The organism is Streptomyces sp. NPDC025793, assembly GCF_055558375.1.
The window spans coordinates 1-19,187 of record NZ_JBVHMR010000016.1; the positions used below are offsets into that span (position 1 = coordinate 1).

Consider the following 19,187-nt stretch of genomic DNA (forward strand, 5'->3'; position numbering starts at 1 on the left):
ATCCGCAACTTCGGTGCGAAGTCGATCGACGAGGTCAAGGCGAAGCTGGCCGGCATGGGCCTGGCCCTCAAGGACAGCCCGCCCGGATTCGACCCCACGGCCGCTGCCGATGCCTTCGGCGCCGACGACGACGCGGACGCGGGTTTCGTGGAGACCGAGCAGTACTGATCGGTCGTTGCCGGTGAGCATCCGCTCATCGGGTTCCTGACCCCGGTACCTGACACGGCCGGGGCAGACACACAGGAGAAGAAAAATGCCGAAGCCCACCAAGGGTGCCCGTCTGGGCGGCAGCGCCGCGCACGAGAAGCTGCTCCTCGCGAACCTGGCGAAGAGCCTCTTCGAGCACGGCCGTATCACCACCACCGAGGCGAAGGCCCGCCGCCTGCGCCCGTACGCCGAGCGTCTGGTCACCAAGGCGAAGAAGGGCGACCTTCACAACCGCCGTCAGGTGCTCCAGGTCATCACGGACAAGAGCGTCGTCCACACGCTCTTCACCGAGATCGGCCCGCGGTACGAGAACCGTCCCGGTGGCTACACCCGCATCACCAAGATCGGTAACCGCCGTGGCGACAACGCGCCCATGGCCGTCATCGAGCTGGTCGAGGCGCTGACGGTCGCCCAGCAGGCGACCGGCGAGGCCGAGGCCGCCACCAAGCGTGCGGTCAAGGAGGCCGAGGAGGCCAAGGCTGCCGAGACCACCGAGGCGCCGGCCGAGGAGGCCGCTGCCGAGGAGTCGAAGGACGCCTGAGGCTCTGCCTGACGCGGGAAGCGGGTCCGCCCTTCGGGGCGGGCCCGCTTTCGCGTACCGGAGAGGAGCCGGAGCTTGAGAGGATTTCCCCGTGAGTGACGAAGTACAGCCCGGTTGCGTCCGTGTCCGCCTCGATCTGTCCTATGACGGGACCGACTTCCACGGCTGGGCCAAGCAGGCCGGCGGCAGGCGGACCGTGCAGGGGGAGATCGAGGACGCGCTGCGGACCGTCACCCGGTCCCCGGAGACGTACGAGCTGACCGTCGCCGGACGCACCGACGCCGGGGTGCACGCGCGGGGCCAGGTGGCGCACGTGGACCTGCCCGAGGGGGTCTGGCGGGAGCATCACGAGAAGCTCCTCAAGCGGCTCGCCGGGCGGCTGCCGAAGGACGTGCGGGTGTGGGCGCTCAGGCCGGCTCCGGCGGGCTTCAACGCGCGGTTCTCGGCGGTCTGGCGGCGCTATGCGTACCGGGTGACCGACAACCCCGGGGGTGTGGACCCCCTGCTGCGCGGCCATGTGCTCTGGCACGACTGGCCGCTCGACGTGGACGCCATGAACGAGGCGGCCCGGCAGCTGCTCGGCGAGCACGACTTCGCCGCCTACTGCAAGAAGCGGGAGGGGGCCACGACGATCCGGACCCTGCAGGAGCTGAGCCTCGTGCGCGGGTCCGACGGGATCATCACCGCCACCGTGCGCGCCGACGCCTTCTGCCACAACATGGTGCGTTCGCTGATCGGCGCGCTGCTCTTCGTGGGGGACGGGCACCGCGGGCCGGAGTGGCCCGGGAAGGTGCTGGCCGCGGGGGTGCGGGACTCGGCCGTGCACGTCGTACGACCGCACGGGCTGACGCTGGAGGAGGTCGGCTACCCCGCCGACGAGCTGCTGGCCGCACGCAGCAGGGAAGCCCGCAACAAGCGCTCGCTCCCGTCGGCGGGGTGCTGCTGACCTAACCGTTCGTCGCCGCGGATGCCTGGGCCTGGCCGCGGCGGTAGATCTGGTTGAAGGTGAACTCCTGGAGGTCGTTGCCGGTGTTGAAGACCTTGGAGTCCTTGTTGGTGACGTTCTTGCCGTCGGTGAAGCCGACCGTCGTGAAGTAGGCGTAGCGGCCGACGGAGTTCGCGGTGGTCAGGCAGACCGCGGCGTTGCAGAAGTCCTTGACGCCCTTGCCGGGCAGGGAGCGCACCATGGCGTCCTTGGCGGCCTGGGCCTTGACCTTCGTGGCCTCGGCCTGGGTGTCGAAGAGCGCGACGCCGACGGTGGCCGCGATGCCGTCCTTGACGTAGGTCACGCGGATCAGCCGGGTGCAGCCGTTGGCGGTGAGGATCTGCGGCAGCTTGCCGCCGGCGGCGGAGGCGCAGCTCGTGGTGTCGGCCGTGGCGCCCTTCTTGTAGACGCTGTTTCCCGTGGTCAGCTGGGTGCCGGGGAAGAGGCTGTCGGCGCTGATCGGGGCCTTGTCCTTCGCGGCGCTGGCTATGAACTCCTTCGGGTCCAGCGGCGGCGGGGCGCTGGTCGGCGCGAAGGAGGGTGTGACCGACCCGCTCGCCGAGGCGCTGGCGGGCAGGTTGGTCGGGTTGCCCGAGGCGCTGTTCTTGCCGTTCGCGGACACCACGGCCATCGCCACGGCGGTGCCGACGGCGATCGTGGCCACCGCGCCGCCGCCGACGAACAGCAGCTTGCGGCGCTTGGTGCGGGTCTCGGACGCCTCGGCGAGTGCCGCCCAGTCCGGGGTCCCGTCGTCACCGCCGCTTGCCCAGGGCTGCTGGGAATTCGGTTTCCAGGGATCCCACTGAGACTGGGGTCCCCCCTGCCCGTAACTCATGGGGCGCATCTTAGACGTGCTCCCCGGGCCCGCGGAGCGCGTGCGGCGGCATGCCACGTTTGTCCGCCGGCAGGGTGGGAATCAGGGTCGTTTTGACCCTGCAGGGCCCTGGCAGGTAACCTGCTTCTTCGTTGTGTATTGGCTTGCTCATTCTCACGGGACGGGCCCTTACACCGGTCCACCGGGCCGATGACCAGCGATCAGCACGCGGTTGCGTCACCGCAGTGCGGTCAAGGCTGTCGTGATCGTTTCGGTGACCTGTTCAGGACCATTCACTCGAAGCGAAGGCTACGAACCGTGCGTACGTACAGCCCCAAGCCCGGCGATGTGACGCGCCAGTGGCACGTCATCGACGCTCAGGACGTCGTCCTGGGCCGTCTCGCCACCACCGCAGCGACCCTCCTCCGGGGCAAGCACAAGCCGATCTACGCCCCCCACGTCGACGCTGGTGACTTCGTCATCATCATCAACGCCGACAAGGTGCACCTGTCCGGCAACAAGCGGACCCAGAAGATGGCGTACCGCCACTCCGGCTACCCGGGTGGTCTGCGCTCCGTCCGTTACGACGAGCTGCTCGACAAGAACCCCGAGAAGGCCATCGAGAAGGCCGTCAAGGGCATGCTCCCGAAGAACACGCTGGGCCGTCAGATGCTCTCGAAGCTGAAGGTCTACAAGGGTGACGTGCACCCGCACGCTGCGCAGCAGCCGGTGCCGTTCGAGATCACCCAGGTCGCGCAGTAAGTCCGGCCACCCCCTAAGACTGAAGAGAATCTGAGGAGAATCGTGGCCGAGACCACCGTTGAGCAGCCGGTCGAAGAGACTGAGCTCGTCGACATCGACAGCTACACCACCGAGTCCGAGGTTCCGCTGGAGGGTGAGTACACCTCCGAGTCCCTCGCCTCGCGCTTCGGTGAGCCCCAGCCGGCCGCCGGCCTGGGTCGCCGCAAGAACGCCATCGCCCGCGTCCGGATCGTCCCGGGCACCGGCAAGTGGAAGATCAACGGTCGCACCCTCGAGGACTACTTCCCGAACAAGGTGCACCAGCAGGAAGTCAACGAGCCCTTCAAGGTGCTGGAGCTCGAAGGCCGTTACGACGTCATCGCCCGCATCGCGGGTGGCGGTGTCTCCGGTCAGGCCGGTGCGCTCCGTCTCGGTGTCGCCCGTGCGCTGAACGAGGCCGACGTCGACAACAACCGTGGCCCGCTGAAGAAGGCCGGCTTCCTCAAGCGCGACGACCGTGCGGTCGAGCGCAAGAAGGCCGGTCTGAAGAAGGCCCGCAAGGCCCCGCAGTACAGCAAGCGTTAATCGCCAGCTGCCTGCTCGTACGTATACGGGTCCGTACTGGCCCGCACGTACTCCGAACGCCCCGGCGGCACGCCACATGTGCTGTCGGGGCGTTCGTTTATCCCAGTCAAGGGCGTATAACGACACAAGACGCTCGAAGGCTTGTGTGATCGGAAGTTTCCTCGGGAGGACAAGTGGGACGACTCTTCGGTACGGACGGCGTGCGCGGTGTCGCCAACGCGGATCTGACCGCCGAGATGGCGCTCGGCCTCTCCGTCGCCGCGGCGCACGTGCTGGCCGAGGCGGGCACCTTCGCGGGCCACCGACCGAAGGCGGTGGTCGGGCGGGACCCGCGCGCGTCCGGGGAGTTCCTGGAGGCGGCCGTGGTCGCCGGTCTCGCGAGCGCGGGCGTGGACGTGCTGACCGTCGGCGTGCTGCCGACGCCCGCCGTGGCCCACCTGACCGGCGCGCTCGGCGCCGACCTGGGCGTGATGCTCTCCGCCAGCCACAACGCCATGCCGGACAACGGCATCAAGTTCTTCGCCCGCGGCGGCCATAAGCTCGCCGACGAGCTGGAGAACAGGATCGAGGCGGTCTACGAGTCCCACCGGCACGGCGAGCCCTGGGAGCGGCCGACGGGTGCGGGCGTGGGCCGCGTGCGCGCGTACGAGCAGGGCTTCGAGCAGTACGTCGACCATCTCCTCGCCGTGCTGCCGAACCGGCTCGACGGCCTGAAGATCGTCCTGGACGAAGCGCACGGCGCGGCCTCGGGGGTCTCGCCGGAGGCGTTCTCCCGGGCGGGCGCGGAGATCGTCACGATCGGCGCGCAGCCGGACGGGCTCAACATCAACGACGGCTGCGGCTCGACCCACCTCGACAAGCTGAAGGCCGCCGTCGTGGAGCACGGAGCGGACTTCGGCATCGCGCACGACGGCGACGCCGACCGCTGCCTGGCCGTGGACCACACCGGCGAGGAGATCGACGGCGACCAGATCCTGTCCGTGCTGGCGCTGGCCCTGCGGGAGCGCTCCGCGCTGCGGTCCGACACCGTGGTGGCGACCGTGATGTCGAACCTCGGCTTCAAGCTGGCGATGGAGCGGGCCGGGATCCGGCTCGTGCAGACCGCCGTCGGCGACCGGTACGTGCTGGAGGAGATGAAGGAGCACGGGTACGCCCTCGGCGGCGAGCAGTCCGGGCACGTGATCATCCTGGACCACGCGACCACCGGTGACGGCACGCTGACCGGGCTGCTGCTCGCCGCGCGGGTCGCGGAGACCGGGCGGTCGCTGCGGGAGCTGGCCTCGGTGATGGAGCGGCTGCCGCAGGTCCTCGTCAACGTGCCCGACGTGGACAAGTCCCGGGTGAGGACGTCCGGTGACCTGGCTGCCGCCGTCGCCGAGGCGGAGCGCGAACTCGGCGAGACCGGGCGGGTGTTGCTCCGTCCGTCGGGCACCGAGCCGCTGGTGCGTGTGATGGTCGAGGCCGCGGACATCGAGCAGGCGCGGTCGGTGGCCGGGCGGTTGGCGGATGCAGTGAAGTCCGCGCTCGGCTAGTCGACGGTTCCGGGTTCGAGGGGGCGGGGCTGTGCTCGATGCGCGGCTCCGCCCCCTCGGCGCGCCTACAGCTTCCGCAGCCTCAGCCGCTGCACCTTGTGGTCCGGGCCCTTGCGGACCACGAGGGTGGCCCGGCCGCGGGTGGGGGCGATGTTCTCGACCAGGTTGGGCTTGTTGATCGTGCGCCACAGGGTGCGGGCGTAGTCGAGGGCCTCCTCCTCGGAGACCTGGGTGTACTTGCGGAAGTACGAGTTGGGGTTCTGGAACGCCGTCTGGCGCAGCTTCCTGAAGCGGTTCAGGTACCAGCGCTCGATGTCCTCGGCGCTCGCGTCGACGTACACGCTGAAGTCGAAGTAGTCCGCGAGGCCGACGCGGGTGCGGCCGTCGCTGCCGGGCAGGGCGGGCTGGAGGACGTTCAGGCCCTCGACGATCAGGATGTCGGGGCGGCGGACCGTCAGCCGCTGGTCGGGGACGATGTCGTAGATCAGGTGGGAGTAGACGGGGGCCGTCACCTCGTCCTTGCCGGCCTTGATGTCGGCGACGAAGCGGGTCAGGGCCCGGCGGTCGTAGGACTCGGGGAAACCTTTCCGCGACATCAGGCCGCGGGCCTCCAGCTCCCGGGTGGGCAGGAGGAAGCCGTCCGTGGTGACCAGCTCGACCCGCGGGTGTTCGGGCCAGCGGGAGAGCAGGGCCTGCAGGAGCCGGGAGACGGTGGACTTGCCGCAGGCCACGGAGCCGGCGACGCCTATGACGAACGGGGTGCCGGACTGGGAGCCCTGCTCGCCGAGGAACGTGTTCAGCGCGCCTCTGAGTCCGTCCGTGGCACCGACGTAGAGGTTGAGGAGCCGGGAGAGCGGGAGGTAGACGTCGCGGACCTCGTCGAGGTCGATGACGTCGCCCAGGCCGCGCAGCTTCTCCACCTCCTCGGCGGTGAGCGGCAGCGGCGTCTTCTCGCGCAGCGCGCTCCACTCGGCGCGGGTGAGGTCGACGTAGGGAGTCGCCTCCGGCTTGTGCCGGTGGGCGCTCCGGATCGAGGAGACCGGTGAGATCACATTCCATTGTTAACGGAGTTTGAACGAGGCGGTGGGTGGGCTCCGTCACGCATACGGTCACCGCATCGCAAAAGGTCCTCCCGAGGCCTTCGTACGACGGTGGGAATTTCCGAATTCGGGCAGGCGGAGGCCTGTTCGGGCCGCTCCGCGGTCGTAGGCTGCGGCGCATGTGCGGAATCGTGGGATACGTAGGGGCGCAGTCGGCGCTCGATGTCGTGATGGCCGGACTGAAGCGGCTGGAGTACCGGGGGTACGACTCGGCGGGCGTCGCCGTGCTCGCGGACGGCGGGCTGGCCGCGGCGAAGAAGGCCGGGAAGCTGGTCAACCTGGAGAAGGAGCTGGTCGAGCGGCCGCTGCCGACCGGCGCGACGGGCATCGGCCACACCCGCTGGGCCACGCACGGCGGACCGACCGACGGCAACGCCCATCCGCACCTCGACAACGCCGGACGCGTCGCCGTCGTGCACAACGGCATCATCGAGAACTTCGCCGTCCTGCGCGCCGAACTGGCCGAGCGCGGCCATGAGCTGACCTCCGAGACGGACACCGAGGTGGTCGCCCATCTGCTCGCCGAGGAGTTCTCGCAGACCGCGGACCTGGCGGAGGCCATGCGGCTGGTGTGCCGGCGGCTGGAGGGCGCGTTCACGCTGGTCGCGGTGCATGCCGACGAGCCGGACGTGGTCGTGGGCGCCCGCAGGAACTCACCGCTCGTGGTCGGCGTCGGCGAGGGCGAGGCGTTCCTGGCCTCCGACGTCGCCGCGTTCATCGCCCACACCCGCTCCGCGGTCGAGCTGGGCCAGGACCAGGTGGTGGAGCTGCGCCGCGACGGCGTCACGGTCACCGGTTTCGACGGCCGCCCGGCCGAGGTCCGCAGCTACCACGTGGACTGGGACGCCTCCGCCGCCGAGAAGGGCGGCTACGACTACTTCATGCTCAAGGAGATCGCCGAGCAGCCGAAGGCGGTCGCCGACACGCTGCTGGGCCGGATCGACCCGTCCGGCTCCCTCACCCTGGACGAGGTGCGCATCGCGCCGTCCGAGCTGCGCGAGATCGACAAGGTCGTCATCGTCGCCTGCGGTACGGCCTTCCACGCGGGCCTGATCGCCAAGTACGCCATCGAGCACTGGACGCGCATTCCGTGCGAGGTGGAGCTGGCCAGCGAGTTCCGCTACCGGGACCCGATCCTGGACAGCCGTTCCCTGGTCATCGCCATCTCCCAGTCCGGCGAGACCATGGACACCCTCATGGCGCTGCGGCACGCCCGTGAGCAGGGCTCCAAGGTGCTGGCCATCTGCAACACCAACGGCTCGACCATCCCGCGCGAGTCGGACGCGGTGCTGTACACGCACGCCGGCCCCGAGGTCGCCGTCGCCTCCACCAAGTGCTTCCTGACCCAGCTGGTGGCCTGCTACCTGGTCGCGCTGTACCTGGGCCAGGTGCGCGGCACCAAGTGGGGCGACGAGATCCAGGCCGTGATCAAGGACCTCTCCCGGATCTCCGAGGAGGTCGAGCGGGTCCTGGAGACCATGGAGCCGGTACGGGCCCTGGCCCGGACGCTGGCGGAGAAGGACACGGTGCTGTTCCTGGGCCGGCACGTGGGCTACCCGGTGGCCCTCGAAGGCGCGCTGAAGCTCAAGGAGCTGGCCTACATGCACGCCGAGGGCTTCGCGGCGGGCGAGCTGAAGCACGGTCCGATCGCGCTGATCGAGGAGGACGTGCCGGTGGTCGTGGTCGTCCCGTCCCCGCGCGGCCGCTCGGTGCTGCACGACAAGATCGTCTCCAACATCCAGGAGATCCGGGCCCGGGGAGCGCGCACGATCGTGATCGCCGAGGAGGGCGACGAGGCGGTCGTGCCGTACGCCGACCACCTGATCCGCATCCCGGCCACGCCGACGCTGCTCCAGCCGCTGGTCGCGACCGTGCCGCTGCAGGTCTTCGCCTGCGAGCTGGCCACCGCGCGGGGCAACGAGGTGGACCAGCCGCGGAACCTGGCGAAGTCGGTCACCGTCGAGTAGGGGGTCAGTGCACCGAGAGGCCGCCGTCGACGAAGAGGGACTGGCCGGTGACGTAGGCGGAGGCGCGGCTCGCGAGGAAGACGGCCGCGCCTTCGAAGTCCTCGGCCAGGCCGTTGCGGCCGATCATCGTGCGCGCGGCCAGGGCGGCCGACTTCTCGGGGTCGGAGGCGAGCCGCTCGTTCAGCGGCGTCATCACGAAGCCCGGCACCAGCGTGTTCACCGTGACGCCGTACGGCGACCAGGCCTCGGCCTGTGAGCGGGACAGCGACTCCAGCCCGCCCTTGGAGACGCCGTAGGCACCGCTCTGCACGAAGGCGCGGTGGGCCTGCTGCGAGGTGACGTGGACGATCCGGCCGAAGCCGCGCTCCGCCATGCCGGGGCCGAAGCGCTGCCCCAGCAGGAAGGGCGCCTCCAGGTTCACGGCCATGGTGGTGTCCCACACGTCCTCGCCCAGCTCGCCCAGGGGCGGCCTGAGGTTGATCCCGGCGGAGTTGACGAGGATGTCCGGCTCCCCGAAGACCTCCGCCGCCTCCTCGGCCACGGCCCGCACCCCGGCGCGCGTGGCCAAGTCGCCCGCGACCCAGGCCGCCTGAGCCCCTGCCGACCTCAACGCGTCGACGGTGCCGATGAGTTGGTCCTTGCCCCGGGCCACGACCACCACCCGGGCGCCGGCCCGCGCCAGCGCCCCGGCGATGGCCCGGCCGATGCCGGAACTGCCCCCGGTCACCAGGGCGGTGCGGTCGTCCAGCGCGAACAGGTCGGAGAGATAGGCGTGGGACGTCATGGTGCGCAGCGTAGACGGCGCCGGGCGATCGTAGGCTGCCCGGCATGAGCATCATCGGAGTGGGGATCGACGTCGCCGAGATCGACCGGTTCCGGGCGTCGCTGGAGCGCACGCCCCAGATGGCCGACCGGCTGTTCGTGGCGACGGAGCTGCTGCTGCCCGGCGGGGAGCGGCGCGGGATCGCCTCGCTCGCGGCCCGGTTCGCGGCCAAGGAGGCACTGGCCAAGGCCCTGGGCGCGCCGCCCGGGCTCCAGTGGACCGACGTCGAGGTGTACGTCGAGGACAGCGGTCAGCCCCGGCTGCGGGTGCGCGGGACGGTGGCGGCGCGGGCGGCGGAGCTGGGCGTCACGTCCTGGCACGTCTCGCTCAGCCACGACGCCGGTGTCGCCTCGGCGGTGGTGATCGCCGAGGGCTGAGCGGCCGGGGGTCCTGCGACGCCGGCCGGGGCGCGGTCGGGCCGGGGCGGCTGGTTCCCGGTGGGTGTTCCGCGGGCGGTCGGTCAGGGGCGGGGCGGTCCCGAGGTCGGTTCCGGGCGCGGTCGGTCCGGGGGTGAGCGCCGGGGGCCGTCCAGGTGTCGTCGCGCAGTCGGTTCGGGGGCGGGGGCCGGGGTCCGGGGCCGGGGTGGGTGTGACGGGTGGGGGGTGCGGGGCAGACTCGGTGCCATGCGTACTGCGTACAGCGTGGAGACGGTAAGGGCGGCCGAACGGGCCCTCATGGCACGGCTGCCGGAGGGCGCGCTGATGCAGCGGGCCGCCGCGGGACTGGCCGCGGCCTGCGCGGAACTGCTCGGGCGGGTGTACGGCAGCCGGGTGGTGCTGCTCGTGGGCAGCGGGGACAACGGCGGGGACGCCCTGTACGCGGGAGCCCGGCTGGCCCGGCGCGGAGCCGGCGTCACGGCCGTACTGCTCTCGCCCGAGCGGGCGCACGCCGGGGGACTGGCCGCGCTGCGGCGGGCGGGCGGTGCGGTGGCGGCCGACTCCGCCGCCACGGCCGAGGAGTCGGTCGAGCGGGCCGATCTGGTCGTGGACGGGATCGTCGGGATCGGCGGGAAGGGCGGGCTGCGGCCCGAGGCGGCGGCCCTCGCCGAGGCGGCCGAGCTGTCCCGGGCCGCCGTGGTGGCCGTGGATCTGCCCAGCGGGGTCGAGGCCGGTACCGGGGAGGTGCTCGGGGCCGCCGTACGGGCCGATCTGACCGTCACCTTCGGCACGTACAAACCCGGCCTGCTGGTCGACCCGGCACGGGAGTACGCCGGGGTCGTACGGCTCGTCGACATCGGCCTCGAACTGCCCGGCGAGGGCGAGCTGGAGGCCCTGCAGCACGCCGACGTGGCGCGGCTGCTGCCGGTGCCGGGGGCGGAGAGCGACAAGTACCGGCGGGGCGTCGTCGGGATCGCGGCCGGGTCCGCGCGCTATCCGGGGGCGGCCGTGCTCGCCGTGTCCGGGGCGCTGCGGGGCGGGGCCGGGGCCGTACGGTATGTCGGCCCCGCCGGGGACGCGGTCATCGCGCGCTTCCCCGAGACGCTGGTCTCCGACCGGGGTCCGGCGAAGGCGGGCCGCGTGCAGGCCTGGGTGACCGGGCCCGGCGCCGGTGAGGACGCGGCGACCGTCGCCGAGGTGCTCGGCACCGACGTGCCGGTGCTGCTCGACGCGGACGGGCTGCGGCTGGCCGAACGGGACACGGTGCGGGGGCGTACGGCGCCGACGCTGATGACCCCTCATGCCGGGGAGGCGGCCGCGCTGCTGGGGGTGCGGCGCGAGGAGGTCGAGGGGCGCCGGCTGGCGGCAGCGCGGGAGCTGGCGGCGGTGTACCGGGCGACCGTGCTGCTGAAGGGGTCCACGACGCTGGTCGCCGACGCCGGGGGCGACGCGGTGCGGGTGAACCCCACGGGCACGTCCTGGCTGGCCACGGCGGGCAGCGGCGATGTGCTGTCGGGGCTCGCCGGGTCGTTGCTGGCGGCCGGGCTCCGGGCGCTGGACGCGGGGAGCACGGCCGCGTATCTGCACGGGCTCGCCGGGCGGTTCGCGGCACAGGGGGCGCCGGCGGGGGCGCACGAGGTCTCCGAGCAGATCCCGGAGGCGTGGCGGGACGTGCGGTACTGAGCGGCCCCGGCGACGGCCGGGTCGCGCATGGCGTGCCGCGGACGGGGCCCTCAACCGCCCGGGTGACCCCTCCGCGCGGCGTCGCCGATCCGACGGGGCCGCACGTTTGGCTGATCGCATGATCAGCAGACGAATCGCGTCCCGGGGTGTCGCGGTGCTGCTCGCCACCGTGACGGCGCTGCCGGCCGGCACCCTCTCCGCGGGCGCCGCGCCCGCCCGCGTGGCCGGGCCGGCGCCCCCCGCCCCCCGCACCGAACCCGAACTCGTCCCCGGTGTGGCCCCGGTCGGCCAGCCCGCACAGATCGACACGCCCGACCAGGTGCTGGCGCCGGACGTGTACGTGCCGGCCCCCCGCGAGGACCGCATCGAGCCCAGGCAGGCGGCGGCCGGAGCGTACGACCTCATCGAGTACGTGCCGCTCTCCGACGCCGTCGCCCGGGTGTCGTGCAGCAAGCAGACGGGGCCGTACCAGCGGCAGGTGGAGCGCTGGCTGGGGCTGAGGGTGGACGGCAAGCAGTCCGCCGCCGACTGCAGGGCCGTCCGCGCCTTCCAGCTGAAGTACGAGATCAAGCCCGCGAGCGGCTTCGCCGGGCCCGTCACCTGGGCGACCATGATGCTCGTCTCGGCACGGAAGGATCCGAACGCGGACCGCAAGTGCCCGGTCCGGTCGTACACCGTCGCCTGTGTCGACCTGGACCGGCAGCTCACGTGGGTGCAGAGGGGCTCCAGGGTGGTGTTCGGGCCGGTCCCGATGCGCAGCGGACGCGCGGGGCACGCCACCCGCAAGGGCTGGCACACGGTCTACTGGCGGCACAAGAACCACGTGTCGACCCTCTACCACCAGCCCATGCCCTACGCCCAGTTCTTCGACGGCGGCGAGGCCTTCCACGCCGTCTACGGAACCCTCTACACCACCGTCGGCTCCTGGGGCTGCGTCAATCTGAGGCTCGGCGACGCGAAGACACTGTGGGGTGTGCTGAAGAAGGGCGACCACGTCTACGTGTGGGGGCGCAGGCCCGGCACCTGAGGAGCCGAGACTGCGACCCGCGCCCGCGAGGTCCTCTGAGACACTGGGGGCGCCATGAGTGAGACAGCAGCTGAGCCGACCGCCCCCCTGCGAGCCCGCGCCGAGATCGATCTGGGTGCCCTGCGCGCCAATGTGCGGACCCTGCGCGCCCGGGCGAAGGGCGCCGCCGTGATGGCCGTCGTCAAGTCCGACGGGTACGGCCACGGGGCGCTGCCGTGCGCCCGCGCGGCCCTCGCGGCGGGCGCGACCTGGCTCGGCACGGCCACGCCCGAGGAGGCCCTCGCGCTGCGCGCGGCCGGGCTGCCCGGCCGGATCCTGTGCTGGCTGTGGGTGCCCGGCGGGCCCTGGCGGCAGGCGGTCGAGGCCGGCATCGACGTGTCCCTGAGCGGGATGTGGGCGCTGCGCGAGGCAGTCCTGGCGGCCCGTGAGGCCGGCCGGCCCGCGCGGGTGCAGCTCAAGGCGGACACCGGGCTCGGCCGCAACGGCTGCCCGCCCGGGGCCGACTGGGCCGAGCTGGTCGGCGCGGCCCTCGCCGCCGAGGCCGAGGGACTGGTGCGGGTCACCGGACTGTGGTCGCACTTCGCCTGCGCGGACGAGCCCGGGCATCCGTCCATCGCCGCCCAGCTCGACCGCTTCCGGGAGATGGTGGCGTACGCCGAGGAACAGGGCGTGCGCCCCGAGGTGCGGCACATCGCCAACTCGCCCGCCGCGCTGACCCTTCCCGAGACCCACTTCGACCTGGTCCGCACGGGCATCGCCATGTACGGCATCTCGCCGAGCCCCGAACTGGGCACGCCGGCCGACTTCGGACTGCGCCCGGTGATGACGCTCAGCGCCTCGCTGGCCCTGGTCAAGCACGTCCCCGGCGGACACGGCGTCAGCTACGGCCACCACTACGTCACACCCGGCGAGACGACCCTCGGCCTGGTCCCGGTCGGCTACGCGGACGGCATCCCGCGGCACGCCTCCGGCGCCGGTCCGGTGCTGGTCGACGGCAAGTGGCGCACGATCGCCGGGCGGGTCGCCATGGACCAGTTCGTGGTGGACCTCGGCGGCGACGAGCCCGCGGTCGGCAGCGAGGCCGTGCTGTTCGGGCCCGGCGACCGCGGCGAGCCCACCGCCGAGGACTGGGCGCAGGCCTGCGGCACGATCGCGTACGAGATCGTCACGCGCATCGGAACCCGCGTTCCCCGCGTCTATGTGAACGCGGACATGTGAACGACTCCCCGGGAACGGGGAAGACTCCGGTAGTCCGTCGGGCGGAACGCGACCCGTATCACGTGTAACACCGGTCATACCTGTTACGGCGGCGACAACGGCACCATCGATCGCACCCAGCGAAATCGCACCCGGCGAAGAGGAGCGGCAGTGAGCGAGAGCAGCGCGGAGGCCGTGGCGGGCGTCATCGCCTCGGCGGCCGCCGCCTCCGCGGGAGCGGCCGGCGGCTGGCGCCGCGCGACCGGCATCGCCGGTGCCGCGATAGGCGTCCTCGCGGCGGGCGCGGCGGCCGGCGTGGCGGTCGAGCGGATGACGGTCGGCCGCGGCATGCGCCGCAAGGCCCGGCTGGCCCTGGACTCCGCGGGCCCCTACGGCACCCTGCGCGGCACCCCGGGCAAGGCGATCGCCGACGACGGCACCGAGCTGTACTACGAGGTCGAGGAGATAGAGCCGGACACCGGCCCGCACGTCTCGCCGCGCAGGCGAAGGCTCTTCGGCCGCAAGGCACCCGCTCCCGTCACCGTCGTCTTCAGCCACGGCTACTGCCTCAACCAGGACTCCTGGCACTTCCAGCGGGCGGCCCTGCGCGGGGTCGTGCGGACCGTGCACTGGGACCAGCGCAGCCACGGCCGCTCCGGCCGGGGTGTGGCCCAGACCCGGGACCGGGTGCCGGTCACCATCGACCAGCTCGGCCGCGATCTGAAGGCCGTGCTCGACGCCGCCGTGCCGGAGGGGCCGATCGTGCTGGTCGGGCACTCGATGGGCGGGATGACGACGATGGCCCTCGCCGCCCAGTACCCGGAGCTGATCCGGGACCGGGTCGTCGCCACCGCCTTCGTCGGCACGTCGTCCGGACGGCTCGGCGAGGTGAACTTCGGGCTGCCGATCGCCGGTGTCAACGCGGTGCGCCGCATCCTGCCGGGCGTGCTGAAGGCGCTCGGGCAGCAGGCGGAACTGGTGGAGAAGGGCCGCCGGGCCACCGCCGAGCTGTTCGCCGGGATCATCAAGCGGTACTCGTTCGCCGGGCGGGACGTCGATCCGGCCGTCGAGCGGTTCGCCGAGCGGATGATCGAGTCGACGCCGATCGACGTGGTCGCCGAGTTCTACCCGGCCTTCACCGACCACGACAAGACCGCGGCCCTCGCCTCCTTCCAGGACATGCCCGTGCTGGTGCTGGCCGGAGTGCAGGATCTGGTCACGCCCAGCGAGCACAGCGAGGTCATCGCCGACCTGCTGCCCGAGTGCGAGCTGGTGCTCGTGCCGGACGCCGGACACCTGGTGATGCTGGAGCACCCGGAAGCGGTCACCGACCGTCTCGCCGATCTGCTCACCCGCTCCGGTGCCGTGCCGGCAGGGGCTACGGTTAGTGGCTATGGAACGACCGGCAGCACCAGCAGCACCGCAGGGCCCCGTTGAGACGCGGCTGACGATCACCTCTCCCGAGCAGATGCGGGAGCTGGGCCGCCGGCTGGCCAAACTGCTGCGCGCGGGCGACCTGGTGATGCTCAGCGGGGAGCTGGGCGCGGGCAAGACCACGCTGACCCGCGGGCTCGGCGAGGGCCTGGGCGTGCGCGGCGCGGTCACCTCGCCGACCTTCGTGATCGCCCGCGTCCATCCCTCTCTCGGCGACGGCCCGCCCCTGGTCCACGTCGACGCCTACCGGCTCGGCGGCGGCCTGGACGAGATGGAGGACCTGGACCTCGACGTCTCGCTGCCCGACTCGGTGATCGTCGTGGAGTGGGGCGAGGGCAAGGTCGAGGAGCTGACCGAGGACCGGCTCCAGATCCTCATCCACCGCGCCGTCGGCGACACTGACGACGAGGTACGGCACGTGACCGTGACCGGACTGGGGGAGCGCTGGGCGGAGGCCGGCCTGGAGACGCTGGCCGCCTGAGCCTCCGCCTGGGGAACATCAGGATTCCGACAGGCCGTCGGCAAGATATTGCGCTGGACGTCCCGGGCGTGGTCATATGGTAGCCAGCCCGAAGTTAGGCGTGCCTAACTTCGCCCGCCCCCGCACCTCAGGAGGCGTCCATGACCGCGACCAGCCCCACCCGGGTCTCGATGCACGAACTGCTGGCGTCGTGCGCGGCGGCGGACGCGATCTCCAGACCGCCGCGGGCCCCGGAGTGCCCCGCAGGGGCACAAGGGGCGCGGGGGACTGCGCGGGAAACCACGACGCAGCCGCACCCGCACGACGACCTCCCCCGATCCCCCGCGGAGCGCAGCGCCGCCTAACGAATCACGACGACCGGCACCCCGATCGTCGCGAACTTCCACATCTCCTCGCCGTCCACCCGGTTCTCCCGGATCCCTCCGGTCCGCACACCGGGACCGGCCGGAGGCTGCGTGCCCACCGCCGCGCTGAAGCCGATCGCCAGCCCGTCGACGCTGGTGAACCGCACGACGTGCTCGACCGGCGTGCCGTCGGTGCCGATGACCGCGCTGGAGCGGGAGGTGATCCAGTACGAGCCGGGCGGCGGATCGACGGTGCCGGGGCTCACCGTGAAGGTGCGCTCCACCCGGTCCGTGCGGCCGACCAGCCAGACCCGGTCGTCGTCCAGCGAGTACACGACCCGTTCACCCCTGCCGGAGCCGCTCGGCAGGGCCGTCGGGTGCCGGGGGTCCCGGGGCGCCTTGCCGGCGCGGGCCGCGGGCGAGGCCGTCGCCCCGGGGCGGCCGGCCGGGCCCACCGGTCCGGCCGTGTGGGCCTGGTGGGCGAGGAAGCCGACGGCGCCGACGGCCAGCGCGGTGAGGCCGACCACGATCCCCGAGCTGGTCCCTGCCACGTGCCCCACCTCTGCCTCGTTCTGCCCTCATGCGATATGTCGTACTTCGTACAGACCGTAGCAGTCAGTGACCGTTCGACCGGGACGGCGATGCCCGAGCCGTCGGCGCCGTAGGCTGTTCGCGTGCTCTTGCTCGCTCTGGATACCGCAACACCCGCCGTCACCGTCGCGCTGCACGACGGCACGGACGTCGTCGCCTCGTCGAGCCAGGTGGACGCGCGCCGGCACGGAGAGCTGCTGCTGCCTGCCGTGGACCGTGTGCTCGCCGAGGCCGGACTGGGACTGGACGCCGTCACCGGCATCGTCGTCGGCGTCGGGCCCGGCCCCTACACCGGTCTGCGCGTCGGTCTGATGACCGCCGACACCTTCGGCCTCGCGCTCGGCGTCCCGGTGCACGGCGTGTGCACGCTGGACGGCCTCGCCTACGCCGCCGACATCGAGAAGGGCCCCTTCGTCGTGGCGACCGACGCCCGGCGCAAGGAGGTCTACTGGGCCACGTACGCCGACTCGCGCACCCGGCTCACCGACCCGGCCGTGGACCGGCCGGCCGACATCGCCGAGAGGGTCGCGGGGCTGCCCGCGGTCGGCGCGGGCGCGCTGCTCTACCCGGACACGTTCCCGCACGCCCTCGAACCCGAGCACGTCTCCGCCGCGGCGCTCGCCGCGCTGGCCGCCGAGAGGCTCGCCGCGGGCGAGGAGCTGCCCGCCCCCCGGCCGCTGTACCTGCGCCGCCCGGACGCGCAGGTGCCCAAGAACTACAAGGTGGTCACCCCGAAGTGACCGACGTGAGCGTGCGACTGCGCGAGATGCGCTGGTGGGACATCGACCGGGTCCTGGAGCTGGAGAAGGACCTGTTCCCCGAGGACGCCTGGTCCCGGGGCATGTTCTGGTCCGAGCTGGCCCACTCCCGGGGCGCCGAGGCGACCCGCCGCTATCTGGTCGCCGAGGGGGAGGGCGGGATCGTCGGGTACGCGGGCCTCGCCTCGTCCGGCGACCAGGCCGACGTGCAGACCATCGCCGTCGCCCGCGACCTGCAGGGCACCGGCCTCGGCGGGCGGCTGCTGGTCGAACTGCTGCGCGCGGCGACGGCGTTCGAGTGCCACGAGGTGATGCTGGAGTGCCGGGTCGACAACGTCCGCGCCCAGAAGCTCTACGAGCGCTACGGCTTCGAGCCCATCGGCTTCCGGCGCGGCTACTACCAGCCGGGCAACGTGGACGCGCTCGTGATGCGCCTGATCACCGACCAAGCGACCGAAGAGAAGAACCATGGCTGACTCACGCGACGAGCCTCTCGTACTCGGCATCGAGACCTCCTGCGACGAGACCGGCGTCGGCATCGTCCGGGGCACCACCCTGCTGGCGGACGCCGTCGCCTCCAGCGTCGACGAGCACGCCCGCTTCGGCGGTGTCGTCCCGGAGGTGGCCTCCCGCGCCCACCTGGAGGCGATGGTCCCCACCATCGACCGCGCGCTGAAGGAGGCGGGCGTCTCGGCGAAGGACCTCGACGGCATCTCCGTGACCGCGGGCCCCGGCCTCGCGGGCGCCCTCCTCGTCGGCGTCTCGGCGGCCAAGGCGTACGCCTACGCCCTGGGCAAGCCCCTGTACGGCGTCAACCACCTCGCCTCGCACATCTGCGTCGACCAGCTGGAGCACGGCCCGCTGCCCGAGCCGACCATGGCCCTGCTGGTCTCCGGCGGCCACTCCTCGCTGCTGCTGTCGTCGGACATCACCTCCGACGTACGGCCCATGGGCGCGACCATCGACGACGCGGCCGGCGAGGCCTTCGACAAGATCGCCCGCGTGCTGAACCTGGGCTTCCCCGGCGGCCCGGTCATCGACCGGTACGCGCGCGAGGGCGACCCGACGGCGATCGCCTTCCCGCGCGGCCTGACCGGCTCGCGCGACCCGGCCTACGACTTCTCGTTCTCCGGCCTGAAGACGGCCGTGGCCCGCTGGATCGAGGCCAGGCGCGCGGCCGGCGAGGAGGTCCCGGTCCGCGACGTGGCCGCCTCCTTCCAGGAGGCCGTCGTGGACGTCCTCACCCGCAAGGCGGTCCGCGCCTGCAAGGACGAGGGCGTCGACCACCTGATGATCGGCGGCGGTGTCGCGGCCAACTCCCGGCTGCGCGCCCTCGCCCAGGAGCGCTGCGAGGCCGCCGGGATCCGGCTGCGCGTCCCGCGTCCCAAGCTGTGCACGGACAACGGCGCGATGGTGGCGGCCCTCGGCGCCGAGATGGTCGCGCGGGGCCGTGCCGCCTCCGGCTGGGACCTGTCGGCCGACTCCTCCCTGCCGGTGACCGACCCGCACGTGCCCGGTCAGGACCACGGCCACGACCACGATCATGTGCACGAGGTCAGCAAGGAGAACCTGTACTCGTGACGGTCGCGCTGATGTGGGAGGCCCGGGCCGTCGCCGGCCGGGGCGAGGAGCTGCTGGCCTGGGTGCGCGAACAGCCGCTCGCCGCCGAGCCGTTGCGCCGGGAGACCCTCCGGGCGCCGCAGGACCGGGTGCTGGTCATCACGTGGTGGGACGCGCCGTACGCCGCCGAGCTGCCCGAACTGCCCGAGCCGGACACGGAGTTGGTGACCCGGGGCGTGCACCGATGGCGGTTCGAAGCGGTGGCCGGGGACTGAGGTTGAGAGGTCCGGCCGGAGTGCGCTATGATCATCACACAGCGAACGGCCGGGAACCGGAAACGGAAACCGACCCGCACGCAGTGCGTTGGTGGTCCAAGGAAAGACGTCCCGCTTCCTGCGGGGAGATGCAGGTGCAAGGCCTGCCCGGCGCTCCACACGAAG

Annotated in this window: 21 protein-coding genes and 1 pseudogene; 18 read left to right on the forward strand and 4 right to left on the reverse strand. The window is 72.2% G+C overall.

Annotated elements, in window-relative coordinates:
* The 3 genes and pseudogenes from ACZ4MF_RS27470 to truA all read left to right on the forward strand — a co-directional run.
* A pseudogene (locus ACZ4MF_RS27470) lies at positions 1-168 on the forward strand (DNA-directed RNA polymerase subunit alpha); the annotation flags it as partial.
* Between the two features lie 85 nt (positions 169-253).
* Positions 254-748 (forward strand): 50S ribosomal protein L17, encoded by a 495-nt coding sequence (gene rplQ / locus ACZ4MF_RS27475; RefSeq protein ID WP_356033541.1) that lies wholly within the window; start codon positions 254-256, stop codon positions 746-748.
* 91 nt (positions 749-839) lie between these two features.
* Complete coding sequence (truA, locus tag ACZ4MF_RS27480) at positions 840-1,694, forward strand: tRNA pseudouridine(38-40) synthase TruA (protein WP_467494568.1); 855 nt, start codon at positions 840-842, stop codon at positions 1,692-1,694.
* A gap of 1 nt (position 1,695) precedes the next feature.
* Here the strand turns inward: truA and ACZ4MF_RS27485 are convergent, their stop codons facing one another.
* Entirely contained in the window at positions 1,696-2,568 is an 873-nt protein-coding gene (locus ACZ4MF_RS27485; RefSeq protein WP_467494569.1) for a hypothetical protein, read from the reverse strand.
* A 297-nt stretch (positions 2,569-2,865) separates the two neighbouring features.
* Between ACZ4MF_RS27485 and rplM the strand changes: the two genes are divergently transcribed.
* The 3 genes from rplM to glmM all read left to right on the forward strand — a co-directional run bounded on the left by rplM (position 2,866) and on the right by glmM (position 5,405).
* Complete coding sequence (gene rplM, locus ACZ4MF_RS27490) at positions 2,866-3,309, forward strand: 50S ribosomal protein L13 (RefSeq protein WP_145879484.1); 444 nt, start codon at positions 2,866-2,868, stop codon at positions 3,307-3,309.
* Between the two features lie 42 nt (positions 3,310-3,351).
* Positions 3,352-3,873, forward strand: coding sequence for a 30S ribosomal protein S9 (gene rpsI, locus ACZ4MF_RS27495; protein ID WP_356033531.1), 522 nt, complete (start codon positions 3,352-3,354; stop codon positions 3,871-3,873).
* Between the two features lie 173 nt (positions 3,874-4,046).
* The gene (glmM, locus tag ACZ4MF_RS27500) at positions 4,047-5,405 is read left to right on the forward strand and encodes a phosphoglucosamine mutase (protein ID WP_467494570.1); all 1,359 of its coding nucleotides are present in this window, start codon (positions 4,047-4,049) and stop codon (positions 5,403-5,405) included.
* Positions 5,406-5,470: 65 nt separating this feature from the next.
* Here glmM and coaA read toward each other — a convergent pair whose 3' ends face one another.
* Complete coding sequence (coaA, locus tag ACZ4MF_RS27505; protein ID WP_356033526.1) at positions 5,471-6,457, reverse strand: type I pantothenate kinase; 987 nt, start codon at positions 6,455-6,457, stop codon at positions 5,471-5,473.
* A 167-nt stretch (positions 6,458-6,624) separates the two neighbouring features.
* Here coaA and glmS point away from each other — a divergent pair, with 167 nt between their 5' ends.
* Positions 6,625-8,472, forward strand: coding sequence for a glutamine--fructose-6-phosphate transaminase (isomerizing) (glmS, locus tag ACZ4MF_RS27510; protein ID WP_356033523.1), 1,848 nt, complete (start codon positions 6,625-6,627; stop codon positions 8,470-8,472).
* A gap of 4 nt (positions 8,473-8,476) precedes the next feature.
* On the opposite strand, the gene ACZ4MF_RS27515 is transcribed toward glmS, so the two are convergent.
* Complete coding sequence (locus ACZ4MF_RS27515) at positions 8,477-9,256, reverse strand: SDR family NAD(P)-dependent oxidoreductase (RefSeq protein ID WP_467494571.1); 780 nt, start codon at positions 9,254-9,256, stop codon at positions 8,477-8,479.
* A 44-nt stretch (positions 9,257-9,300) separates the two neighbouring features.
* Here ACZ4MF_RS27515 and ACZ4MF_RS27520 point away from each other — a divergent pair, with 44 nt between their 5' ends.
* From ACZ4MF_RS27520 to ACZ4MF_RS27550, 7 genes are all read left to right on the forward strand, one after another.
* Positions 9,301-9,672: a holo-ACP synthase gene (locus ACZ4MF_RS27520; protein WP_467494572.1), complete on the forward strand. Its 372-nt coding sequence runs from the start codon at positions 9,301-9,303 to the stop codon at positions 9,670-9,672.
* Between the two features lie 246 nt (positions 9,673-9,918).
* The gene (locus ACZ4MF_RS27525; protein WP_467494573.1) at positions 9,919-11,355 is read left to right on the forward strand and encodes an NAD(P)H-hydrate dehydratase; all 1,437 of its coding nucleotides are present in this window, start codon (positions 9,919-9,921) and stop codon (positions 11,353-11,355) included.
* A 118-nt stretch (positions 11,356-11,473) separates the two neighbouring features.
* Complete coding sequence (locus ACZ4MF_RS27530) at positions 11,474-12,382, forward strand: L,D-transpeptidase family protein (RefSeq protein WP_467494574.1); 909 nt, start codon at positions 11,474-11,476, stop codon at positions 12,380-12,382.
* A gap of 54 nt (positions 12,383-12,436) precedes the next feature.
* Positions 12,437-13,600: an alanine racemase gene (gene alr / locus ACZ4MF_RS27535; RefSeq protein ID WP_376291020.1), complete on the forward strand. Its 1,164-nt coding sequence runs from the start codon at positions 12,437-12,439 to the stop codon at positions 13,598-13,600.
* A gap of 150 nt (positions 13,601-13,750) precedes the next feature.
* Positions 13,751-15,016, forward strand: a complete 1,266-nt coding sequence (locus ACZ4MF_RS27540; RefSeq protein ID WP_467494575.1) for an alpha/beta fold hydrolase — start codon at positions 13,751-13,753, stop codon at positions 15,014-15,016.
* Positions 14,973-15,494 carry a tRNA (adenosine(37)-N6)-threonylcarbamoyltransferase complex ATPase subunit type 1 TsaE gene (tsaE, locus tag ACZ4MF_RS27545; protein WP_467494576.1) on the forward strand — a complete coding sequence of 174 codons (522 nt, stop codon included), beginning with the start codon at positions 14,973-14,975 and terminating at the stop codon, positions 15,492-15,494. The genes ACZ4MF_RS27540 and tsaE overlap by 44 nt, the downstream gene beginning before the upstream one ends.
* A 140-nt stretch (positions 15,495-15,634) precedes the next feature.
* Complete coding sequence (locus ACZ4MF_RS27550) at positions 15,635-15,838, forward strand: hypothetical protein (protein WP_467494577.1); 204 nt, start codon at positions 15,635-15,637, stop codon at positions 15,836-15,838.
* Here the strand turns inward: ACZ4MF_RS27550 and ACZ4MF_RS27555 are convergent.
* Positions 15,835-16,389, reverse strand: a complete 555-nt coding sequence (locus tag ACZ4MF_RS27555) for a hypothetical protein (RefSeq protein ID WP_467494578.1) — start codon at positions 16,387-16,389, stop codon at positions 15,835-15,837. The genes ACZ4MF_RS27550 and ACZ4MF_RS27555 overlap by 4 nt on opposite strands.
* Positions 16,390-16,512: 123 nt before the next feature.
* Between ACZ4MF_RS27555 and tsaB the strand changes: the two genes are divergently transcribed.
* Genes tsaB through ACZ4MF_RS27575 form a run of 4 tightly spaced genes read left to right on the forward strand, consistent with a single transcriptional unit; the run spans position 16,513 to position 19,022 of the window.
* Positions 16,513-17,169 (forward strand): tRNA (adenosine(37)-N6)-threonylcarbamoyltransferase complex dimerization subunit type 1 TsaB, encoded by a 657-nt coding sequence (gene tsaB / locus ACZ4MF_RS27560; protein ID WP_467494579.1) that lies wholly within the window; start codon positions 16,513-16,515, stop codon positions 17,167-17,169.
* Positions 17,170-17,195: 26 nt separating this feature from the next.
* Entirely contained in the window at positions 17,196-17,663 is a 468-nt protein-coding gene (rimI, locus tag ACZ4MF_RS27565; protein WP_467494731.1) for a ribosomal protein S18-alanine N-acetyltransferase, read from the forward strand.
* On the forward strand, positions 17,656-18,768 hold the full coding sequence (gene tsaD, locus ACZ4MF_RS27570) for a tRNA (adenosine(37)-N6)-threonylcarbamoyltransferase complex transferase subunit TsaD (RefSeq protein WP_467494580.1): 1,113 nt from the start codon (positions 17,656-17,658) through the stop codon (positions 18,766-18,768). The genes rimI and tsaD overlap by 8 nt, the downstream gene beginning before the upstream one ends.
* Positions 18,765-19,022 (forward strand): hypothetical protein, encoded by a 258-nt coding sequence (locus ACZ4MF_RS27575; protein WP_467494581.1) that lies wholly within the window; start codon positions 18,765-18,767, stop codon positions 19,020-19,022. Before tsaD ends, ACZ4MF_RS27575 begins: the two co-directional genes overlap by 4 nt.
* Positions 19,023-19,187: the final 165 nt, after the last annotated feature.

Excerpts from the sequence above, each read along its gene's own strand:
- rplQ (WP_356033541.1), top strand. The coding sequence starts at position 254 with ATGCCGAAGCCCACCAAGGGTGCCCGTCTGGGCGGCAGCGCCGCGCAC.
- ACZ4MF_RS27485 (WP_467494569.1), bottom strand. The coding sequence starts at position 2,568 with ATGAGTTACGGGCAGGGGGGACCCCAGTCTCAGTGGGATCCCTGGAAA.
- glmS (WP_356033523.1), top strand. The coding sequence starts at position 6,625 with ATGTGCGGAATCGTGGGATACGTAGGGGCGCAGTCGGCGCTCGATGTC.
- ACZ4MF_RS27515 (WP_467494571.1), bottom strand. The coding sequence starts at position 9,256 with ATGACGTCCCACGCCTATCTCTCCGACCTGTTCGCGCTGGACGACCGC.
- ACZ4MF_RS27520 (WP_467494572.1), top strand. The coding sequence starts at position 9,301 with ATGAGCATCATCGGAGTGGGGATCGACGTCGCCGAGATCGACCGGTTC.
- ACZ4MF_RS27525 (WP_467494573.1), top strand. The coding sequence starts at position 9,919 with ATGCGTACTGCGTACAGCGTGGAGACGGTAAGGGCGGCCGAACGGGCC.
- ACZ4MF_RS27530 (WP_467494574.1), top strand. The coding sequence starts at position 11,474 with ATGATCAGCAGACGAATCGCGTCCCGGGGTGTCGCGGTGCTGCTCGCC.
- alr (WP_376291020.1), top strand. The coding sequence starts at position 12,437 with ATGAGTGAGACAGCAGCTGAGCCGACCGCCCCCCTGCGAGCCCGCGCC.
- tsaE (WP_467494576.1), top strand. The coding sequence starts at position 14,973 with ATGGAACGACCGGCAGCACCAGCAGCACCGCAGGGCCCCGTTGAGACG.
- ACZ4MF_RS27550 (WP_467494577.1), top strand. The coding sequence starts at position 15,635 with ATGACCGCGACCAGCCCCACCCGGGTCTCGATGCACGAACTGCTGGCG.
- rimI (WP_467494731.1), top strand. The coding sequence starts at position 17,196 with ATGCGCTGGTGGGACATCGACCGGGTCCTGGAGCTGGAGAAGGACCTG.
- tsaD (WP_467494580.1), top strand. The coding sequence starts at position 17,656 with ATGGCTGACTCACGCGACGAGCCTCTCGTACTCGGCATCGAGACCTCC.